The 16,773-nt window shown below is 72.8% G+C and carries 15 protein-coding genes; 9 read left to right on the top strand and 6 right to left on the bottom strand.

Annotated features, from left to right (window positions below; translation table 11 throughout):
- Positions 1-24: 24 nt before the first annotated feature.
- From ADY59_RS19760 to tkt, 4 genes are all read right to left on the bottom strand, one after another.
- Entirely contained in the window at positions 25-930 is a 906-nt protein-coding gene (locus ADY59_RS19760) for a glucose-6-phosphate dehydrogenase assembly protein OpcA (protein ID WP_156325606.1), read from the bottom strand.
- On the bottom strand, positions 930-2,531 hold the full coding sequence (gene zwf / locus ADY59_RS19755; protein ID WP_082310243.1) for a glucose-6-phosphate dehydrogenase: 1,602 nt from the start codon (positions 2,529-2,531) through the stop codon (positions 930-932). Before zwf ends, ADY59_RS19760 begins: the two co-directional genes overlap by 1 nt.
- A 62-nt stretch (positions 2,532-2,593) precedes the next feature.
- The gene (tal, locus tag ADY59_RS19750) at positions 2,594-3,685 is read right to left on the bottom strand and encodes a transaldolase (RefSeq protein WP_049564188.1); all 1,092 of its coding nucleotides are present in this window, start codon (positions 3,683-3,685) and stop codon (positions 2,594-2,596) included.
- Positions 3,686-3,689: 4 nt separating this feature from the next.
- Positions 3,690-5,720: a transketolase gene (gene tkt, locus ADY59_RS19745; protein WP_231618792.1), complete on the bottom strand. Its 2,031-nt coding sequence runs from the start codon at positions 5,718-5,720 to the stop codon at positions 3,690-3,692.
- 336 nt (positions 5,721-6,056) lie between these two features.
- On the opposite strand from tkt, the gene ADY59_RS19740 reads away from it, so the two are divergent.
- Positions 6,057-7,016, top strand: coding sequence for a heme o synthase (locus ADY59_RS19740; RefSeq protein ID WP_049564185.1), 960 nt, complete (start codon positions 6,057-6,059; stop codon positions 7,014-7,016).
- Between the two features lie 110 nt (positions 7,017-7,126).
- On the top strand, positions 7,127-8,290 hold the full coding sequence (locus ADY59_RS19735; protein ID WP_049564184.1) for a PrsW family intramembrane metalloprotease: 1,164 nt from the start codon (positions 7,127-7,129) through the stop codon (positions 8,288-8,290).
- Here ADY59_RS19735 and ADY59_RS19730 read toward each other — a convergent pair.
- The gene (locus ADY59_RS19730) at positions 8,275-8,997 is read right to left on the bottom strand and encodes a SanA/YdcF family protein (protein WP_053174919.1); all 723 of its coding nucleotides are present in this window, start codon (positions 8,995-8,997) and stop codon (positions 8,275-8,277) included. The two genes, ADY59_RS19735 and ADY59_RS19730, sit on opposite strands and share 16 nt — an antisense overlap.
- Before the next feature lie 61 nt (positions 8,998-9,058).
- The gene (locus ADY59_RS19725; protein WP_049564237.1) at positions 9,059-10,045 is read right to left on the bottom strand and encodes a COX15/CtaA family protein; all 987 of its coding nucleotides are present in this window, start codon (positions 10,043-10,045) and stop codon (positions 9,059-9,061) included.
- A gap of 92 nt (positions 10,046-10,137) precedes the next feature.
- Here ADY59_RS19725 and ADY59_RS19720 point away from each other — a divergent pair, with 92 nt between their 5' ends.
- Genes ADY59_RS19720 through ADY59_RS19690 form a run of 7 tightly spaced genes read left to right on the top strand, consistent with a single transcriptional unit; the run spans position 10,138 to position 16,758 of the window.
- On the top strand, positions 10,138-11,283 hold the full coding sequence (locus tag ADY59_RS19720; protein ID WP_049564179.1) for an NAD(P)/FAD-dependent oxidoreductase: 1,146 nt from the start codon (positions 10,138-10,140) through the stop codon (positions 11,281-11,283).
- Complete coding sequence (locus ADY59_RS19715; protein ID WP_231618791.1) at positions 11,280-11,522, top strand: (2Fe-2S)-binding protein; 243 nt, start codon at positions 11,280-11,282, stop codon at positions 11,520-11,522. The genes ADY59_RS19720 and ADY59_RS19715 overlap by 4 nt, the downstream gene beginning before the upstream one ends.
- Entirely contained in the window at positions 11,519-12,943 is a 1,425-nt protein-coding gene (locus tag ADY59_RS19710; protein WP_049564177.1) for an NAD(P)/FAD-dependent oxidoreductase, read from the top strand. Before ADY59_RS19715 ends, ADY59_RS19710 begins: the two co-directional genes overlap by 4 nt.
- Positions 12,940-13,833, top strand: coding sequence for a dihydrodipicolinate synthase family protein (locus tag ADY59_RS19705; RefSeq protein ID WP_049564175.1), 894 nt, complete (start codon positions 12,940-12,942; stop codon positions 13,831-13,833). Before ADY59_RS19710 ends, ADY59_RS19705 begins: the two co-directional genes overlap by 4 nt.
- Positions 13,830-14,831 (top strand): proline racemase family protein, encoded by a 1,002-nt coding sequence (locus tag ADY59_RS19700; RefSeq protein ID WP_049564173.1) that lies wholly within the window; start codon positions 13,830-13,832, stop codon positions 14,829-14,831. Before ADY59_RS19705 ends, ADY59_RS19700 begins: the two co-directional genes overlap by 4 nt.
- The gene (locus ADY59_RS19695; protein WP_049564171.1) at positions 14,828-15,793 is read left to right on the top strand and encodes a proline racemase family protein; all 966 of its coding nucleotides are present in this window, start codon (positions 14,828-14,830) and stop codon (positions 15,791-15,793) included. Before ADY59_RS19700 ends, ADY59_RS19695 begins: the two co-directional genes overlap by 4 nt.
- Positions 15,790-16,758, top strand: coding sequence for an ornithine cyclodeaminase family protein (locus ADY59_RS19690; protein WP_049564168.1), 969 nt, complete (start codon positions 15,790-15,792; stop codon positions 16,756-16,758). The genes ADY59_RS19695 and ADY59_RS19690 overlap by 4 nt, the downstream gene beginning before the upstream one ends.
- The last annotated feature ends 15 nt before the right edge of the window (positions 16,759-16,773 follow it).

The following is a 16,773-nucleotide window of genomic DNA, read 5'->3' as shown; positions in this document are numbered from 1 at the left end:
CCGCGACCGGCGCCCGGGCAACGGTCAGCGGGCGCTGGCCAGGTGCTTGACGGCCGCCTCGTAGATCTCGTCGGTGTCGAGCCGGCGCAGCTCCTCGGCCAGCAGCTCCGACAGGTGCCGCCGGGCCAGCGCCACGTTGCGGTCCGGCTGCCCGGGACGCGACAGCGTGGCCAGGCGGGCGTCGGAGCGCACCACCGACAGTTCGCCCTCCTCGGTGCCGAGCCGTACGGCGGTCAGGCCGGGCCCGGCGGAGTCGGCGACCTCCATCTCGGCGCCGAGCCGCTCCGACAGCCACGCCGCCAGCAGCGGCGCGCTCGGGTTGCCCGGCGAGGCCTCCACGACGCCGCCGCGCACCTTGCCCACCGGCTGGTCGAACGCGGCCGCCAGCAGGCTGCGCCAGGGCGTCAGCCGCGCCCACGACAGGTCGGTGTCGCCCGGCGCGTAGCCCTTGGCACGCGTCACCAGGGTCGCGACGCCGTCGTCGGAGTTCTTGGCGTCGGTCAGCCGGCGCTGGGCCAGCACGCCGATCGAGTCGGCCGACGGCACCGCGGGTGCGCGGCTCGGCCACCAGGCCACCACCGGCGTGTCGGGCAGCAGCAGCGGGCTGACCACCGAGTCGGCGTGCTCGGTCAGCTCGCCGTACAGGCGCAGCACCACCGTCTCGCCGGGCGCCGACTCGCCGATGCGCAGCTCGGCGTCGAGCCGGTTGGCCTCGTCGGTCTCCCGGTTGATCACCACGAGGATGCGCGACGGGTGCTCGCGGGCGGCCTCGGTGGCGGCCCGCAGCGAGTCGTACTGGTCGCGTTCCTCGCACACCACGACCAGCGTCAGCACCATGCCGATCGCGGGCGCGCCCATCTGGTGGCGCAGCTGCGTGAGCTGCGCCGAGATCTTGCCCGCCGTCGTGTCGGCCAGCATGAACGTGGTCACTAGAGTCTCCTCCAGACGCGCCCGTCACGGGCCATCATCGCGTCGGCCGCGGGCGGCCCCCACGATCCGGACGGATACGGCTCCGGCTGGCCCTGGGTGGCCCAGAACTCCTCGATCGGGTCGAGGATCTTCCACGACAGCTCCACCTCCCGCTGGTGCGGGAAGAGCGGCGGGTCGCCGATCATCACGTCGAGCAGCAGCCGCTCGTACGCCTCGGGCGACGACTCCAGGAACGACTCGCCGTAGGCGAAGTCCATGGACACGTCGCGCACCTCCATCGCGGTGCCCGGCACCTTGGAGCCGAACCTGACCGTGATGCCCTCGTCCGGCTGCACCCGGACCACCAGCGCGTTGTGGCCGAGGATCTCGGTGTCGTCCGCGCTGAACGGCAGGTGCGGGGCCTTCTGGAACACCACGGCCACCTCGGTGACGCGGCGGCCCAGCCGCTTGCCGGTGCGCAGGTAGAACGGCACGCCCGCCCAGCGCCGGTTGGCGATCTCCAGCTTGACCGCGGCGTAGGTCTCGGTGGTGGATCGCTTGGAGATGCCCTCCTCCTGCAGATAGCCGATCACCTTCTCGCCGCCCTGCCAGCCGGCCGCGTACTGGCCGCGCGCGGTGTTGGCGGCCAGGTCGGCGGGCAGCCGCACGGCCTTGAGCACCTTCTCCTTCTCGCGGCGCAGCGAGGAGGCCTCGAAGGACGTCGGGTCCTCCATCGCCACCAGGGCCAGGAGCTGGAGCAGGTGGTTCTGGATCACGTCGCGGGCGGCGCCGATGCCGTCGTAGTAGCCGGCCCGGCCGCCGATGCCGATGTCCTCGGCCATGGTGATCTGCACGTGGTCGACGAAGCTGCGGTTCCAGATCGGCTCGTAGAGGTTGTTGGCGAACCTCAGCGCCATGATGTTCTGGACCGTCTCCTTGCCCAGGTAGTGGTCGATCCGGAAGATCGAGCTCTCCGGGAACGCGGAGGTGGTGATCTCGTTCAGCTCGTGCGCCGAACGCAGGTCGTGGCCGAACGGCTTCTCGATGACCACGCGCCGCCACGAGCCGTCGGGCGCGTCGGCCAGCCCGGTCCGCTTGAGCTGCTCCACCACGACGGGGAAGAACTTCGGCGGCACCGACAGATAGAAGGCGTAGTTGCCGCCCGTGCCCCGCAGCTCGTCGATCTCCTTCAACGCCATCGCCAGCGCGTCGAACGCGCCGTCGTCGGAGAACTCGCCCGGCACGAAGTGGATCCCCTCGCGGATCTGCTTCCAGACCTCCTCACGGAAGGGCGTGCGGGCATGGGTCTTCACGGCGTCGTGCGTCAGTTTGGCGAAATCCTGGTCCTGCCAGTCACGCCGGGCGAAACCGACCAGGGAGAAGCCGGGCGGCAGCAGCCCCCGGTTGCCCAGGTCGTAGATCGCCGGCAGCAACTTGCGTTTGGCCAGGTCGCCCGTCACACCGAACAACACCATCACGCACGGCCCCGCCACCCGCGGCAGCCGCTTGTCACGCGGGTCCCGCAGCGGGTTGGCGGCGGCCACCTCCAGCGTCGTGGACGTGCCGGCCACGGCCGCCGCCACGGCGACGGCCTCCTCAGGGGGCCCTGCCGGGTCACTCATCTCAAACCTCCAGTGGGGCGCCCCGCGGGGAGGGCGCGCCCTCCCGCGGCAGGACGCCTTCGTCACGGAACCAGGTTCTTGCTGACGCTCTCGAGCAGTTCGTTCCAGGACGCCTCGAACTTCTGCACGCCCTCTTCCTCCAGCACCCGCACCACGTCGTCGTAGTCGACGCCGGCCTCCTTCAGCGCGGCCATGGTGTTCCAGGCCTGCTCGTAGAAGGGGCGCACGGTGTCGCCGGTGACGTTGCCGCCCGCGGCGGTCGCGTCGAGCGTCTTCTCCGGCATCGTGTTGACGGTGCCCGGCGCGACCAGCTCGTCGACGTACATCGTGGGGGAGTAGTCGGGGTTCTTCACCCCGGTCGAGGCCCACAGCGGGCGCTGCGGGCGGGCGCCGGCGGCGCGCAGGCGCTGCCAGCGCTCGGAGTTCATGACCTCCTCGAAGGCCGCGTAGGCCAGGCGCGCGTTGGCGACGCCCGCCTTGCCCTTCAGCTCCGGCTTGCCGAGCTTGTCGAGCCGGCCGTCGATCTCGGTGTCGACGCGGCTGACGAAGAACGAGGCGACCGACTCGATCGTGGCCAGGTTGAGGCCCTTGGCCTGGGCCGCCTCCAGGCCCGCCAGCCAGGCGTCCATGACCGCGCGATAGCGCTGCAGCGAGAAGATCAGCGTGACGTTGACGCTGATGCCCTCGCCGATCGCCTGCGTGATCGCGGGCAGGCCCTCCAGCGTGGCGGGGATCTTGATGAACAGGTTGGGCCGGTCCACCATCCACCACAGCGCGCGCGCCTCGGCGACGGTCTTCTCGGTGTCGCGGGCCAGGCGCGGGTCGACCTCCAGCGACACCCGCCCGTCGACGCCCTGGGTGGCGTCGTAGACCGGGCGCAGCACGTCGGCCGCCCAGCGGATGTCGTAGGTGGTGATCGCGCGGACCGCCTCGCCCACGTCGACGCCGCGCACCGCCAGGTCGTGCATCTGGGCGTTGTAGGCGTCGCCCTTGCTCAGCGCGCCGACGAAGATGGTCGGGTTGGACGTGACGCCCACCACGTTCTTGTCCCGGATCAGCTGCTCCAGGTTGCCGCTGCGCAGGCGCTCACGGCTGATGTCGTCGAGCCAGATGGACACGCCCTGGCCGGACAGCTTGTTCAGGATCTCGCTCATGTCCTCAGTTTCCCGTCGTCTCGCCCTTGTCCTGACCCAGCTTGGCCAGACTCGCCTTGGCCGCCGCAGCCACGCGCTCCGCCGTCAGCCCGAACTGCTCGTACAGCGTCTTGTACGGCGCGGAAGCGCCGAAGTGTTCGAGGCTGACGACCTCGCCGCACTCGCCGACGAACTCGTGCCAGCCGAGGGCGATGCCCGCCTCGACCGCGACCCGGGCCCTGATCGACGAGGGCAGGACGGTCTGCCTGTAAGCGGAGTCCTGCCCCTTGAACCACTCGACACACGGCATCGACACGACCCGCGTCGGGATGCCCTGGGCCTCCAGCAGCTCGCGGCCGTCGACGGCCTGCTGCACCTCGCTGCCGGTGGCGACGATGATGACCTTCGGCTGGCCGTCGGACGCCTCGCGCAGGACGTAGCCGCCCCGCGCCACGCCGTCGGGGCTGGTGCCCTCGTACACCGGCAGGTTCTGCCGGGTGAGCGCGAGCGCGGCGGGCCGGTCGGTGTGCTCCAGCACGGTCTTCCAGGCGTACGCGGTCTCGTTGGCGTCGGCGGGGCGCACCACGTCGAGGCCGGGGATGGCGCGCAGCGCCCACAGGTGCTCGATCGGCTGGTGGGTCGGGCCGTCCTCGCCCAGGCCGATGGAGTCGTGCGTCCACACGTACGTGACGGGCAGCTTCATCAGCGCCGCCAGGCGTACCGAAGGCCGCATGTAGTCGGAGAACACCAGGAACGTGCCGCCGTAGGGGCGGGTGCCGCCGTGCAGCGCGATGCCGTTGAGTATCGCGCCCATGGCATGCTCGCGGATGCCGAAGTGCAGCGTGCGGCCGTAGCGGTTACCGGGGAAGTCCTTGGTCTGGTACTCCTCCGGAATGAAGGACGGCTCGCCCTTCATCGTGGTGTTGTTGGACTCGGCCAGGTCGGCCGAGCCGCCCCACAGCTCGGGCAGCACCGGCGCGAGCGCGCTGAGCACCTCGCCGGAGGCCTTGCGGGTGGCCATCGAGCCGCCCTTGTCGAACTCCGGCAGCGCCGTGGCCCAGCCGGCGGGCAGCTCGCGGCGGGAGATGCGGTCGAGCTCGGCGGCCCGCTCCGGGTTGGCCCCGCGCCAGGCGGCGTAGCCGCGCTCCCACTCGGCGTGCGCCTCGCGGCCGCGCCGCGCCACCTCGCGGGCGTGCTCCAGCACCGCGGCGGAGACGTCGAACGTCTTGCCCGGGTCCATGCCGAGGACCTGCTTGGTGGCCGCGACCTCGGCCTCGCCCAGCGCCGAGCCGTGGATCTTGCCGGTGTTCTGCTTGTTGGGCGCGGGCCAGCCGATGATGGTGCGCAGCTGGATGAACGAGGGCCGGTCGGTCTCGGCCTTGGCCGCCTCCAGCGCCTCGTGCAGCGCCTGCACGTCCTCGACGTAGTCGCCGGACTGGGTCCAGTCGACGCTCAGCGTGTGCCAGCCGTAGGCCTCGTAGCGCTTGACCACGTCCTCGGACTTCGCGATGAGCGTGTCGTCCTCGATGGAGATGCGGTTGTCGTCGTAGATGACGACGAGGTTGCCCAGCTTCTGGTGGCCGGCCAGGGAGCTCGCCTCGTGGCTGATGCCCTCCTCGATGTCGCCGTCGCTGACGATGCACCAGATGTGGTGGTCGAACGGCGACCGTCCCGGCTCGGCGTCGGGGTCGAACAGGCCGCGCTCGCGCCGGGCCGCCATCGCCATGCCGACCGCGTTGCCCAGGCCCTGGCCGAGCGGGCCGGTGGTGGTCTCCACGCCGGCGGTGTGCCCGTGCTCCGGGTGCCCCGGGGTCAGGCTGTCCCACTGGCGCAGCCGCCGCAGGTCGTCCAGCGTCAGGCCGTAGCCCGACAGGTAGAGCTGGATGTAAAGGGTCAGGCTGGTGTGCCCGGCCGACAGCACGAAGCGGTCACGGCCGAGCCACGAGGGGTCGGTCGGGTCGTGCCGCATCGTGCGCTGGAACAGAAGGTAAGCGGCGGGGGCCAGGCTCATGGCGGTGCCGGGGTGACCCGAACCCGCCTTTTCCACAGCGTCCATCGCCAGGGCTCGAACGACGTCGACCGCCTGCTTGTCCAGGTCGGTCCATTCAAGGGCTGGCACGAGTTCGGTGCTCAAGTGCTCGGTCTCCGGAATCTAGTTGTCATTGGTGGTGCCGGTTGGCATATCCCGCCCACACCGGACCCTAACCGAGTGGGGCTGGAGATCGATTCCCATCCCACCCGGAGCGTGTCCGTTCATGGCGCGAGCCCCCCATTGGCCGGACCGGCCGACCCGGCGACTACAGTTTGGTTGTTCCCGGGTCGCCGCGGCGGCCATTCACGAATCAGCTCCAATCAGAGGTTACGCGTTGACTCCGCACGTGCTGGAAGCGCCTTGACGGTGCTGACGAACAGGCAGACGACGGCGCCCGCCCACGAGGCCGGGGCGCCGCTCCCGGCCGGCCCGCGCTCGTTCGGGACGGTCGTCAAGGCCTACATCGCGCTCACCAAGCCGCGGATCATCGAGCTGCTGCTGATCACGACGCTGCCGGTGATGTTCCTGGCGGCCGGCGGATTGCCGCCGCTGTGGACGGCCGTGTCGGTCATGGTGTTCGGCACGCTGTCGGCAGGCAGCGCCAACGCGCTCAACTGCTACGTCGACCGCGACATCGACCAGAAGATGCGCCGCACCCGGCGCCGCCCGCTGGCCAGGCACCAGGTGTCGCCGCGTGGCGCGCTGGTGTTCGGCATCGTGCTGGGCGTGCTGTCCACACTGGGGCTGTGGCTGACGACCAACTGGCTCGCGGCCGCGCTGTCGACCGGCGCGATCCTGTTCTACGTCCTCGTCTACTCGATGATCCTCAAGCGGCGCACCGCCCAGAACATCGTGTGGGGCGGCATCGCGGGCTGCATGCCGGTGATGATCGGCTGGGCCGGGATCACCGGTCGGCTCGACTGGGCGCCGCTGGTGCTGTTCGGCGTGGTGTTCTTCTGGACGCCGCCGCACACCTGGACGCTGGCCATGCGCTACAAGGAGGACTACGCGGCGGCCAAGGTGCCGATGCTGCCCGTGGTCGCCACCGAGCGCCGGGTGATCCTGGAGTCCATCGCCTACACGTGGGCCACCGTGCTCTGCTCGCTGGCGCTGTGGCCGGTGGCCGGCACGACGCTGTTCTACCCGGTCGTCGCGGCCGTGCTCGGCGTGATGTGCCTGTGGGAGGTGTACCGCCTGCTGGGCCGCCTCAACTCCGGCAAGACCGGCGTGGACCTGCGCCCGATGCGGTTCTTCCACTGGTCCAACGCCTACCTGGCGCTGCTGTTCCTCGCCGTCGCCATCGACCCGCTGCTGGCCTGAGCCGTGGGCGGGCCCGGCCCGGACGGGCATGAACGCCTCCGGAACGGGCACACCTACGGACCACGCCGCCTCGGAAGGACAGCGCATTCCTGATCCGTTACAGTCACCGTATGCCGTCCCGTGATCCACGCTGGGTGCTGAAGGACCGCCCGTCGTTCTCGCTGATCACGGGGCTCGTGCTGACCGGGATCTGCGCGCTGGTGTCGTTCTCCATCGACGTGATCAACGGCGAGCCCGTGCAGTTCTTCATCTCGCTCGGCCTGGCGCTGGCCCCGGTCCCGCTGCTGCTGGCCGCCGTGCTCGCGCTCGACCGGATGGAGCCGGAGCCGCGCAGCAACCTGGTCTTCGCCTTCGCGTGGGGCGCGGGCGTCGCCGTCCTCGTCGCCGGCGTGATCAACTCGCTGAACCTGCACTACATCATGGACACCGTCAAGCTGTCGGAAAACACCGCCCGCAACATCGCCGCCACCTTCGGCGCCCCGGTGGTCGAGGAGACGATGAAGGGCCTGGTGCTGCTCGGCCTGCTGCGCTTCCGCCGCGCCGAGCTCGACGGGCTGACCGACGGCATCATCTACGCGAGCATGGTCGGCCTGGGCTTCGCCATGAGCGAGAACGTCAGCTACTACCTGCAGGCGCTCAACTCGGAGGCGGGCGGCGTGAGCCTGGCCGTCACCGTGGTGCTGCGCGGCATCCTGTCGCCGTTCGCGCACCCGCTGTTCACCTCGATGATCGGGGTGGCGGTGGCGCACGCGGCCACCCGTGAGGGGTCCGAGCGGGTCTTCTCCATCCTGGCGGGCTGGTCGGGCGCGATGGTGCTGCACGGACTGTGGAACGGCCTGGTCTCCTACGGCGGCTTCCCCGGGCTCGTGGTCGCGTACGTGACGCTGATGATCGTGCTCGTGGCGCTCATCGTGGTCATCTTCCGTGACCGGCGCCGCATCGTCGCCCTCATCCAGCGCTACCTGCCGCCGTACGAGCCGACCAAGCTGGTCAGCAAGGACGACATCATCATGCTCTCGGCGCTGCCCAGGCGCCGCCGGGCCAGGCAGTGGGCCAGGATGTACGGCGGCAAGCGCGGGCTGCGCGCGATGAGCGACTACCAGCTCGCCGCGACCGAGCTGGGCCTGCTGCACGAGCGGGCGGCCCGCCGGATGGTCGACGAGCAGACCTTCCACGAGGAGCAGCGGGCGTTGCTGGAGTGCATGAGCACCGCCAGGGCCGACTTCCCGATGCCGCCCACGCCGGCCGGCAGCCCCGGCTACGCGCCGGGCTGAAGTCCGGGCCGGGTCGCGGGCTGTGCGAGGATGCGCTTCAGCGAGGTCTCGGCGGGACCGGGGAAGACCGGTTCGGAGCGCAGCAGCAGCGCGTCGGCGAAGGCCTTGCCGTTGGCCAGCAGCTCGCGGGTGGCGTAGGCGTAGGTCGGCCCCGGCCAGTGCACGGTGGAGTCGTCGCCCACGCCGAACGCCTCCAGCCCGGCCGTCCGGCACAGCGTGACGGCCCTGGGCAGGTGGAAGACCTGCGTCACCACGGTCAGCCGCTCGGCGCCGAACACCCGGCGGGCCCGCACGCACGAGTCCCAGGTGTCGAACCCGGCGTGATCGAGCACCATCACCCGCTCCGGCACGCCCCTGGCCAGCAGGTAGTCGCGCATCGCGGTCGGCTCGTCGTACTCGGCGCGGCTGTTGTCGCCCGACAGCAGCAGCGCCCTGACCTTGCCCGCGCGGTAGAGCTCGGCCGCGATGTCGAGCCTGCGGGCCAGCATGGGCGACGGCCGCTCGCCGTACAGGCCGGCGCCGAGCACGAGCGCGGCCTGCGAGCCGGGCACCCGCGACAGCCAGCCGGCGGCGCCGGCCACCACGCGGTGCCCGTCGCTGCCGAGCCAGGCCCAGGTCATCGGCCCGAGCGCGAGCACGCTGACGAGCACCAGAGCCTGGTACGCGTGCCGCAGGGTCTTACGAGTGGGGCGGACGAATCCCCGCAAAGGGCACCTCACCTCGGTGGGGGAGTGGCCGACTTCTCACCCCATACCCTGGCATATCCCGTCAGGCCGTGGCGGCTGCTTCGGTGGGGGAGGGGCTGGCGCCCGGCCCGGCCGGATCGCGCGTGCGCAGCGCGGTGACGGCGCGCAACGTGAAGATCCACACCACCGTGGCGCCGATCACGTGCAGGGCCACCAGGACGGCGGGCACGCCCAGGAAGTACTGGACGTAGCCGATCACGCCCTGCAGCAGCTCGATCCCGAGCAGGGCCAGCGCCGCCCGGCGGGCCGAGCGCGGCGAGTCGGTCACGTGCAGGGCGAACAGCAGCGCGAACGTCAGCCCCACGACCAGGTAGGCGATGTCGGCGTGCAGCCGGGCCACGGTCTCGATGTCGAGGTCGAAGCGCGAGGCCAGCTCGTCGCCCGAGTGCGGGCCCGTACCGGTCACCAGGACGCCCATCACCAGCAGCGCGAACACCGCCGCCAGCAGCGCGTGGCCGAGCCGGCGCACGTCGCGGTGCACCACCCGCCGCACCGGGGCGTCGCCCTCGCCGGCACGCGCGTAGAGCGCCCAGCAGGCGGCGGTCAGCCCGATGGACAGCAGGAAGTGCATGCCCACCGTGAACGGGTTGAGCAGGGTGCTGACCACCACGCCGCCCCACAGCGCCTGCGCGGCGATGCCGATCGGCTGCAGCCAGGCCAGCTTGACCAGCGAGGCGCGCCGCGGCCTGAGCCGCATCGCCGCCACCCAGCAGGCCAGCCCGATCACCAGCACCAGGAACGTGACCAGCCGGTTGCCGAACTCGATGGCCATGTTGATCGGCGACACCTCGGGGTGCGCGACCGGGATGAAGCTGTCGGGGGTGCAGCGCGGCCACGTCGGGCAGCCGAGCCCTGACCCCGTCACGCGCACGACCGCGCCACTCACCGTGATGCCCGCGTTGGCCACCACGGCGGCCAGCGCCCAGCCCCGCAACGTCGCCGTGGTCGGCGCCCAGAAGGAGAACAGGCGGCGCACGAGAGGGTGGGGATGGTCCGTGGGTAGCTTCACGTCATCGATGTTAAGGGCCTGGTAGGCCGGTCCCTTCACCGGCTTTCCAATCATTTCGGTATGTGACATATTACTGGTGTGGAGGTGAACGGATGTCCGACGTGATCGTCGTCGGGGCGGGGGTGGTGGGCGCCGCCTGCGCCTACTACGCGGCACGGGCCGGCCTGGACGTGACCGTCGTCGACCGGGGTCCCGTGGCGGGCGGCACGACCGGCGCCGGCGAGGGCAACGTGCTCGTCTCCGACAAGGAGCCGGGGCCCGAGCTCGACCTCGCGCTGCTGTCCAACGGGCTCTGGCGCGAGCTGGCCGAGACCCGCGGCGGATTCGAGTTCGAGCCCAAGGGCGGGCTCGTCGTCGCCGAGACCGGCGAGATCCAGGCGCAGCTCACCGGTCTGGCCGGCAAGCAGGGCGTCGAGCACCGGATCGTCGCCCCCACGGCGCTGCGCGAGCTGGAGCCGCACCTGGCCGACGGCCTCGCGGGCGGCGTGTTCTACCCGCAGGACGCCCAGGTGCAGCCCATGCTGGCCGCCGCCAGGCTGCTGCGGCACGGCGCCGACAGCTACGGGCACGGCACCGTCCGGTTGCGCCTCGGCGTCACCGTCACCGGCTTCATCCGCTCCGGCGACCGCGTCACCGGCGTGCGCACCGACAAGGGCGACCTCCTCGGCGGCGCCGTGGTCAACGCCGCGGGCACCTGGGGCGGCGAGATCGCCGCGCTGGCCGGCGCGGCGCTGCCGGTGCTGCCCAGGCGCGGCTTCATCCTGGTCACCGAGCCGCTGGCCGAGCCGCTGATCCGGCACAAGGTCTACACCGCCGCCTACGTCACCAACGTGGCCAGCGACTCGGCCGCGCTGGAGACGTCCGCCGTCGTCGAGGGCACCCAGGCCGGCACCGTGCTCATCGGCGCCAGCCGCGAGCGCGTCGGGTTCGACCGCACGACCTCCGTCCCGGTGCTCGCGCGGCTGGCCGAGCAGGCCGTCGCCCTGTTCCCGGCGCTGCGCGGCGTACGCGTCATCAGGTCCTACTGCGGCTTCCGGCCCTACTGCCCCGACCACCTGCCCGTGATCGGCGCCGACCCGCGCGCGCCCGGCCTCTACCACGCGTGCGGGCACGAGGGCGCCGGCATCGGCCTCGCCCCGGCCACCGAGCACCTGCTCGCCCAGCTCCTCACCGGCCGCGAGCCGGACCTGGACCTGCACCCGTTCCGCCCCGACCGATTCCCGGAGGAGCCGCGTTGACCTTCCAGATCACGATCGACGGCCGGCCCGTGCCGGTGACGCCGGGCCAGACGATCGGCGCGGCGCTGCACGCCGCCGGCGTCCGCTCCTGGCGCACCACCCGGTTCGGCGGGCGGCCGCGCGGGCTGTTCTGCGGGATCGGCGTCTGCTTCGACTGCCTGGTCACCGTCAACGGCCGCCCGCCCGAGCGCGCCTGCCTGCTGGAGGCCCGCCCCGGCGACGAGGTGACCACCTCATGACGTACGACCTCATGACGTACGACCTCGTGGTGATCGGCGGCGGCGCCGCCGGTGTCGCGGGCGCCCTCTCGGCCGCCCAGCGCGGCCTGCGCGTGGCGCTGATCGACTCGGGCGCGCGGCTCGGCGGCCAGTACTTCCGCCACCCGGCCGTCCCGCCCCACCCCGCCACCTCGGGCCTCGACAGGTTCGTACGCCAGACGCGGGCACTGTCGGAACGCGCCGAGCTGCTGCTCGGCCACCAGGTGTGGAGCGTCTCCCGCGAGCCGGGCGGCGACCTGACGGTCCACTGCGTGACCACCCCCGGCGACGGCTCCGGCGAGCGGCCGGTGGAGGTGCGGGGCAGGCGGCTGCTCCTCGCCACCGGGGCGCACGACCGGCCGCTGCCGTTCCCCGGCTGGGACCTGCCGGGCGTGCTGACCGCCGGCGGCGCGCAGGCGCTGCTCAAGGGCAACGGCGTGGTCGCCGGGCAGCGCGTCGTCGTCGCCGGGACCGGGCCGTTCCTGCTGCCGGTCGCCGCGGGGCTCGCCGCGGCCGGGGCGCGCGTGCTCGGCGTGCACGAGGCCAACGGCGGGCTCGGGCTGGCCAGGCATCCCGTGCTGGCGCTGGCCAAGGCCGGTGAGGCGGCGTCGTACGCGCTGAGCCTGGCCCGGCACCGCGTCCCGTACCGGCCGCGCACCGCCGTGCTCGCCGCGCACGGCGGGGACCGGCTCGAAGCCGTCACCGTGGCCCGCCTCGACCGCGACTGGAACGTGCTGTCCACCCGCCGCGTCGCCTGCGACACGCTGGCCACCGGCTACGGCTTCACGCCGCAGACCGACCTGGGCGTCCAGCTCGGCTGCGACACCCGGCGCGACGCCGACGGCAGCCCCGTCCTCGCCGTCGACGACCGCCAGCGCACCGGCGTGCCGGGCGTCTGGGCGGCCGGCGAGCCCACCGGCGTCGGCGGCTGGCGCCTGGCCGAGCTGGAAGGCCGCCTCGCCGGCCTCGCCGCCGCAGACGACGCCGGCCTCGCCGCCGCGGGTGAGAGCGCCGCCCGTGAGGCCGGGGCGGCGCTTCCGGAGGTGCTGGTGAGGCGGCGCGACAGGATGCGGGCGTTCGCCCGGGCGCTGCTGGAGGCCTACCCGGTCAAGGACGGCTGGCAGGGGTGGCTGCGCGACGACACGCTGGTGTGCCGGTGCGAGGAGGTGCCGCTGTCCCGGCTGCGCGAGGCGCAGGACCTGGGCGCCACCGACGCGCGCTCGATCAAGCTGCTGGCCAGGCCCGGCATGGGCTGGTGCCAGGGCCGGATCTGCGGCTACCCGGTCGCCTGCCTGGCCGGCGAGGAGCCCGCGCCGCCGCGCCGCCCCGTCGTCCAGCCGATCACGCTGGCCGCACTCGCCGAAGACCTCTCGGCCGAACCCCCCACTGGAGGACCTTCATGACAGATCGCGCCATGCCCTGGCACGGCATCATGGTCGCCACCGCGCTTCCCCTGCGCGACGACCTGGCCGTCGACTTCGACGCCTACGCGGCGCACTGCCGCTGGCTGGTGGACAACGGCTGTGACGGCGTGGTGCCGAACGGGTCGCTCGGCGAGTACCAGACGCTCACCGCCGACGAGCGGGCGCGCGTCGTGCGCACCGCCGTCGAGGCCGTGGGCGGGCGCAACGTGATGGCGGGCGTGGGCGCCTACGGCTCGGCCGAGTCGCGGCGCTGGGCCGAGCAGGCGGCCGGGGAGGGCTGCGGGTCGGTGCTGCTGCTGCCCCCGAACGCCTACCGCGCCGGCGAGGACGCGGTCGTCGAGCACTACCGCGAGGTCGCCGCCGCCGGCGTGCCGGTGGTGGCCTACAACAACCCCTACGACACCAAGGTCGACCTGACGCCCGCGCTGCTGGCCAGGCTGTTCGACGAGGGCCTCATCGTGGCGGTCAAGGAGTTCACCGGCGACCCGCGCCGCGCCTACGAGATCGCCGAGCTCGCCCCCGGCCTGGACCTGCTGATCGGCTCCGACGACGTGCTGCTGGAGCTGGCCCTGGCCGGCGCCTCCGGCTGGGTCGCGGGCTACCCGAACGCGCTGCCCGTCTCCAGCGCCGCCCTCTACAGGGCCGCGGTCGCCGGTGACCTGGACACGGCGCTGCCGCTCTACCGTAAGCTCCACTCGCTGCTGCGCTGGGACTCCAAGACGGAGTTCGTCCAGGCCATCAAGCTGTCGATGGACCTGGCGGGCCGCCCCGGCGGCCCCTGCCGCCCGCCCCGGCGGCCGCTGGCGGACGAGCAGGCCGCGGCCGTCCGGGCCGCCACCGAGAAGGCACTCGCGGAAGGACTGCGATGAGGACCAAGCGCGTGTTCCACGCCGTGGACTCGCACACCGAAGGCATGCCCACCAGGGTCGTCACCGGCGGCGTCGGTGTCGTGCCCGGCGCCAGCATGGCCGAGCGGCGGGTCTACTTCCGCGACCACCTCGACCACATCCGCAAGCTGCTGATGAACGAGCCGCGCGGGCACGCCGCCATGAGCGGCGCGATCCTGCAGCCGCCCACCCGCCCGGACGCCGACTGGGGCGTGCTGTTCATCGAGGTGTCCGGGCTGCTGCCGATGTGCGGGCACGGCACGATCGGCGTGGCGACCGTGCTGGTGGAGACCGGCATGGTCGAGGTCGTCGAGCCCGTCACCACCGTCCGCCTGGAGGTGCCCGCCGGGCTCGTCGTCGTGGACGTGGCCGTCGAGGACGGCATGGCCAAGTCCGTGACGCTCAGGAACGTTCCCTCCTACGCCGACCGGCTCGACGCCACCGTCACCGTGCCCGGCTTCGGGGAGATCCGCTACGACCTCGCGTACGGCGGCAACTTCTACGCCATCGTCGACCTCGACGCGTACGGGCTGCCGTTCGACCGCAAGGCCAAGAACGAGATCCTCGCCGCCGGCCTGGCCACCATGGCGGCCGTCAACGCCGCCGACGAGCCCGTGCACCCCGAGGACGAGCGCATCCGCGGCTGCCACCACGTGTACTTCGCCGCGCCCGGCTCCGACGCGCACCACTCGCGGCACGCGATGGCCATCCACCCGGGCTGGTTCGACCGCTCGCCGTGCGGCACCGGCACCAGCGCCCGCATGGCCCAGTTGCACGCCAGGGGCGAGCTGCCGCTGGGCCGCGACTTCGTCAACGAGTCGTTCATCGGCACCCGTTTCGTCGGCCGCCTCCTGGAGGACACCGTCGCCGGGGACAGGCCCGCCGTCGTCCCGTCGATCACCGGCCGGGCCTGGGTGACCGGCACCGCCCAGTACTTCCTCGACCCGCGCGACCCGTTCCCCGAGGGGTTCGAGCTGTGATCACGCCGCTGATCAGCACGGTCGACTACCACACCGGCGGCGAGCCGTTCCGGATCGTCACCGGCGGGGTCCCCGGCATCCCCGGCGCCACCGTGCTCGAACGCCGCGCCAACGCCGGCGCCGCCGCCGATCACGTGCGGCGGCTGCTGTGCCACGAGCCGCGCGGCCACGCCGACATGTACGGCTGCTTCCTCGTCCCGCCCGACGACCCCGGCGCCCACCTCGGCGCCCTGTTCTGGCACAAGGACGGCTACTCCACCGCCTGCGGCCACGGCACCATCGCCCTCGGCGTGCACGCCGTGCGCGAGGGCCTGGTGGAGAGCGATCCCGACGGCGAGACCGACGTGATCGTGGACGTGCCCTCGGGCCGCGTCACCGCGCGGGTCCGCCGCGAGGCCGGTCGCGTCACCGCCGTCACCTTCGTGAGCGTCCCCTCGTACGTGATCGCGCGCGCCGTCCCCGCCGCCGGCGTCGAGGCCGACGTCTCCTACGGCGGAGCCATCTACGCCTCGGTGCCCGCCAAGGCGCTCGGCCTGACGGTCGGGCCGGAGCACCTGGGCGAGCTCATCGTCTGGGGCCGCCGCGTCAAGGCCGGCCTGGCGGGGCATCCGGCCGCCAGGCACCCGGAGGACGACCGGCTGTCCGGCGTCTACGGCGTGATCTTCTACGACGAGCTCGGCCCCGGCCGCCAGCGCAACGTCACCGTGTTCGCCGACGGCGAGGTGGACCGGTCGCCGTGCGGCTCGGGCACCGCCGCCCGGCTCGCCCTGCTGCACGAGGACGGGCATCGCGGCACGCTCGTGCACGAGAGCGTCGTGGGCAGCGTCTTCCGGGCCCGGGTGGCCGCCGAGACCCCGGCGGGCGTGGTGCCCGAGGTCGAGGGCATGGCCTACCGCACCGGCAGGCACACCTTCGAGCTCGACCCGGACGACCCCATCGGCACCGGGTTCACACTGCGATGACCCTTCCCCATCTCGACGCTGAGGCCGTCCGGCGGCTGGTGCCCGTGCCGGACGCCGTGCGGCTCCTGCGGGACGCGCTGCTCGGCGGGCTCGACCCGGAGGCGACGCCGCAGCGGCCGGTGGTCGCGCTGCCCGCCGGTCAGCTCCTGCTGATGCCCGCGGCGGCCGGCCGGTACGCCGGGGTCAAGGCCGCCACCGTGGCGCCCGGCAACGCCGCGCTCGGGCTGCCCCGGATCCAGGGCACGTACCTGCTGTTCGACGGCGAGACGCTGGCTCCGCTGGCCACGATGGACGGCATCGCGCTCACCTCGCTGCGCACGCCGGCGGTCTCGGCGCTGGCCGTGCGCCACCTGGCCGAGCCGGACGCCCGCGACCTGCTGGTGTTCGGCACGGGCCCGCAGGCGTGGGGCCACGTCGTGGCGCTCGGCCAGGTCAGGCCGATCGGCCGCGTCACGGTCGTGGGCCGCGACCCGGCCCGGACCGAGGCGTTCGCCGCCCGCTGCCGCGACCACGGCCTCGCCGCCCGCGCCCTCCTCGCCCCCGGCGAGGCGGCCGGGGCCGGTGGGGGCGCGGTGGCGGAGGCCGTCGCCGCGGCCGACGTCATCGTGTGCTGCACGAGCGCGAGGGAGCCGCTGTTCGACGGCGGCCTGGTGCGCGACGGGGCGACGGTGGTCGCGATCGGGTCGCACGAGCAGGACGTCAGGGAGCTGGACGGCGAGCTGGTCGCCAGGGCCACGGTGGTGGTCGAGGCGCGGTCAGCGGCGCTGGCCGAGGCCGGGGATGTGGTCATCCCCATCCGCCACGGTACGATCACTGCTCATCATCTCGCCGGCAACCTCGCTGAGCTGGTCGCGGGCCGGGTCGCCGTCGGCGACGGGCCCCGCGTGTTCAAGGGCACCGGCATGGCGTGGCAGGATCTGGTCGTCGCGGCCGCCGCGTACGAGGCGTGGTCCCAGAGGACCTAGGGAAGGGATGGGCGG

Origin of the sequence: Nonomuraea sp. SBT364, assembly GCF_001083785.1 — a bacterium.
Lineage (GTDB): Bacteria > Actinomycetota > Actinomycetes > Streptosporangiales > Streptosporangiaceae > Nonomuraea.
Note: the sequence above shows the minus strand (reverse complement) of the source record. Positions and strands in the feature narration are given on the sequence as shown.

What these genes read in the sequence shown, in the direction of transcription:
- zwf (WP_082310243.1), bottom strand. Translation starts at nt 2,531, where the DNA reads ATGAGTGACCCGGCAGGGCCCCCTGAGGAGGCCGTCGCCGTGGCGGCG.
- tal (WP_049564188.1), bottom strand. Translation starts at nt 3,685, where the DNA reads ATGAGCGAGATCCTGAACAAGCTGTCCGGCCAGGGCGTGTCCATCTGG.
- tkt (WP_231618792.1), bottom strand. Translation starts at nt 5,720, where the DNA reads ATGGACGCTGTGGAAAAGGCGGGTTCGGGTCACCCCGGCACCGCCATG.
- ADY59_RS19735 (WP_049564184.1), top strand. Translation starts at nt 7,127, where the DNA reads ATGCCGTCCCGTGATCCACGCTGGGTGCTGAAGGACCGCCCGTCGTTC.
- ADY59_RS19720 (WP_049564179.1), top strand. Translation starts at nt 10,138, where the DNA reads ATGTCCGACGTGATCGTCGTCGGGGCGGGGGTGGTGGGCGCCGCCTGC.
- ADY59_RS19710 (WP_049564177.1), top strand. Translation starts at nt 11,519, where the DNA reads ATGACGTACGACCTCATGACGTACGACCTCGTGGTGATCGGCGGCGGC.
- ADY59_RS19705 (WP_049564175.1), top strand. Translation starts at nt 12,940, where the DNA reads ATGACAGATCGCGCCATGCCCTGGCACGGCATCATGGTCGCCACCGCG.
- ADY59_RS19700 (WP_049564173.1), top strand. Translation starts at nt 13,830, where the DNA reads ATGAGGACCAAGCGCGTGTTCCACGCCGTGGACTCGCACACCGAAGGC.
- ADY59_RS19690 (WP_049564168.1), top strand. Translation starts at nt 15,790, where the DNA reads ATGACCCTTCCCCATCTCGACGCTGAGGCCGTCCGGCGGCTGGTGCCC.